The sequence below is a fragment of the Mycobacterium sp. genome (assembly GCF_049278535.1).
Classification (GTDB): Bacteria; Actinomycetota; Actinomycetes; order Mycobacteriales; family Mycobacteriaceae; genus Mycobacterium.
This window is the reverse complement of sequence record NZ_JBAPMI010000269.1, coordinates 1-3,041: the sequence shown is the minus strand read 5'-3', so window position 1 is coordinate 3,041 and position 3,041 is coordinate 1. Positions and strand designations below refer to the sequence as shown.

General features: G+C 66.0%; 3 protein-coding genes and 1 pseudogene. 2 read left to right on the top strand and 2 right to left on the bottom strand.

Annotated elements, in window-relative coordinates; all coding sequences use genetic code 11:
* Positions 1-293, bottom strand: a pseudogene (locus WAO18_RS18220) (inositol-3-phosphate synthase); the annotation flags it as partial.
* A 40-nt stretch (positions 294-333) separates the two neighbouring features.
* On the bottom strand, positions 334-876 hold the full coding sequence (locus tag WAO18_RS18215; protein ID WP_422207635.1) for a PadR family transcriptional regulator: 543 nt from the start codon (positions 874-876) through the stop codon (positions 334-336).
* Between the two features lie 234 nt (positions 877-1,110).
* Here WAO18_RS18215 and WAO18_RS18210 point away from each other — a divergent pair, with 234 nt between their 5' ends.
* Positions 1,111-2,298, top strand: coding sequence for an LLM class flavin-dependent oxidoreductase (locus WAO18_RS18210; RefSeq protein ID WP_422207634.1), 1,188 nt, complete (start codon positions 1,111-1,113; stop codon positions 2,296-2,298).
* Between the two features lie 59 nt (positions 2,299-2,357).
* The gene (locus WAO18_RS18205) at positions 2,358-2,792 is read left to right on the top strand and encodes a DUF5318 family protein (protein WP_422207633.1); all 435 of its coding nucleotides are present in this window, start codon (positions 2,358-2,360) and stop codon (positions 2,790-2,792) included.
* Positions 2,793-3,041: the final 249 nt, after the last annotated feature.

Below are 3,041 nucleotides of genomic sequence, written 5' to 3'. Positions count from 1 at the left end.
ACGTTGGTCGGCGGCACGTCTGCGATCTTGATGGTGTTGTTCTCCGACGCGAAGATGGCCTCGGACAGGTCGAAGCCGACCTTCTTGGCGTCCACGTCGAACGCGGCGACGAACTTCACGTCGCGGACGTGGTACTGGCCGAACTTCACGTGCATCAAGCCGGGGACAGCGCTGTTCTCGTCGGCGTCGTAGTAGTACTGGACGCCCTGTACCAGCGAGGACGCGCAGTTGCCGACGCCGACTATGGCGACTCGGACCTCCGTCGACGCCTGTGGCGCGTTCTGCTCACTCATACGGCGTTCTCCTTAACTCTTTCTCGGGGGTTACTTGGCTCTAGGCCTGCTCAGCGCTGCTTTGCGCTAAACGTTCGGCCGCGATCAGCTCGTTGAGCCAGTTGACTTCACGCTCGCTGGACTCCAGCCCGAGTTGGTGCAGCTGGCGGGTGTAACGGTCCAGTGAGTTACTGGCCCGCGCGATTGCTTCACGCAGGCCTTCTCGACGTTCTTCGACCTGGCGGCGGCGACCCTCCAGGATGCGCATCCGCGCTGCGGCCGGTGTGCGGTTGAAGAACGCTAGGTGCACGCCGAAGCCGTCGTCGGTGTAGTTGTGCGGGCCGGTGTCAGCCACCAGCTCGCTGAAGCGCTGCCGGCCCGCGTCGGTCAATTCGTACACGCGCCGGGCGCGCCGCACCGGCGTACCGGCCGGGGCGGCGTTCTCGGCGATCATCCCGTCGGCCTGCATCCGCCGAAGCGCGGGATACAGCGATCCGTAAGAGAATGCCCGGAAGGCTCCGAGCAGGCCGGTCAGCCGTTTGCGCAGTTCGTAGCCGTGCATGGGCGACTCGAGCAAGAGTCCCAGGATCGCGAGCTCCAGCATCGAGTCACCTCCTTTGCTGCACCGATTGCGTTGCTGTTATGTCGAGAAACAGTCTCGCTGCATAGTATCGGCCCGATATATTCGGCGCCACTCCGGTCAGCCAGGTGATGTTCGCACTCTGTTCAGCCGTTGGTCGCCGCTGGGTCAGGACGGCGTCTTCGGAGACGGCCGGATTGCAATCAGCGTGGTTGCAAGACTGTTCGGGATGCGCTCTGCCAGGCATAACCAGACAACGTGTCCATTCATCTGCATTGGTTTCTTCCGACCTACGGGGACTCGCGCGATCTGATCGCCGGCGGCCATGGCAGCACCATGCGCGGCGATCGGCCGGCCGACCTGAAGTACCTCATCCAATTGGCCCAGGCCGCCGAGAGCAATGGCTTCGAGGCTGTGCTGACGCCTACCGGTCTGTGGTGCGAAGACGCCTGGCTGACCACCGCGATGCTGATCGGCAACACCGAGACGCTGAAGTATCTGGTGGCGTTCCGCCCGGGACTGATCAGTCCGACGCTGGCCGCGCAGATGGCGACGACCTTTCAATGGCAGTCACAGGGCCGGCTGATGCTCAACGTGGTGACCGGTGGCGAGAGCAGCGAGCAGCGCGCGTTCGGTGACTTCCTGGAGAAGCAGGACCGCTACGCGCGCTGTGGGGAATTCCTGGACGTCGTCCGCCGGCTGTGGACGTCCGACTCCCCGGTGACCGCCACCGGCGAACACCTGCGCATCGAGCAAGCCTCGCTGGCGCGACGACCCGATCCGCTGCCGCCCGTCTTCTTCGGCGGCTCCTCGCCGGAGGCCGGCCAGGTCGCGGCCCAATATGCCGATACCTACCTGACTTGGGGCGAGCGGCCCGAGCAGGTCAAAGAAAAGCTGGACTGGATTCGGGGCCTGGCCGCGGCGCGGGGTCGGCAAGTGAGCTACGGCCTTCGGGTGCACGTCATCTCCCGCGACACCACCGAGCAGGCCTGGGCCGAGGCGGAGCGGTTGCTGAACGGCCTGAGCCCGGAGACCGTGGCCGCGGCACAGCAGTCGCTGGCCCGCTCCGAGTCGGTCGGCCAACGCAGGATGCGCCAATTGCATGGTGGTGGTGAGGATTACACAGCCGGGGTGGATGTGCGACGGCTGGAGATCTATCCCAACCTGTGGTCCGGCGTCGGACTGGTGCGTGGTGGCGCGGGCACCGCGCTGGTCGGCTCGCACGCTGAGGTCGCCGATCGCATCGCCGAATACGCCGAGCTGGGCCTGGACCACTTCATCTTGTCCGGATATCCCCATCTCGAGGAGGCCTACGTCTTCGGCGAGGGCGTCCGCCCGATCCTGGCTGCGCGGGGTCTACTGGGCGACGGGGCCGCACAGAGCCGACCGGCCGAGCCGGTCAGGTCGGCGTTCCTGCCGAACGTCGGCGAGGTCAGTGCTTCGTAACCGGGAAACGTAACCGACCTACCTCTCGGCAGCGTCCTCGCGGACGTACTCTGGTCATCGTGCGATTGCAGCGACAGGTGGTGGACTACGCGCTCCGGCGCCGCTCCCTGCTGGCCGAGGTCTACTCCGGCCGGACCGGTGTAACCGAGGTGTGTGACGCCAACCCCTACCTGCTGCGCGCGGCGAAGTTCCACGGCAAGGTCAGCTCGGTGATGTGCCCGATCTGTCGCAAGGAGCAGCTGACGCTGGTGTCGTGGGTATTCGGCGACCACCTCGGCGCGGTGTCCGGGTCTGCACGGACCGCCGAAGAATTGGTCTTGCTAGCCTCGCGGTTCGAGGAGTTCTCCGTACACGTGGTGGAGGTGTGTCGAACCTGCAGTTGGAATCACTTGGTCAAGTCGTATGTTCTCGGCGCGGCACGGACGGCGCGTCCGCCGCGGAAGCCGCGCAGCACCCGGACAGCGCGCGACGGCGCCCGCACGGCCAGTGAATAACGAAGGGCAGCAAGACCAGTCAGCCGCTGGCAACCCGAAGGGGTCAGGGGCTGATGCCGGGTCGACCCGACGAGGTTCGTCAAGGCCTCCGGTTCCGCCCGACGACCGGCTGACCACGATCCTGCCGCCCGTGCAGGACGACTCGCCGAATCGTTTCCGGGATCCGATCGAGGCGGTGAAGGCCGCTTTGGACGGTCGGCCGACGTCACGGTCGTCGGATCGGCGCGACCCGCTCGAGATGGCTTCGGC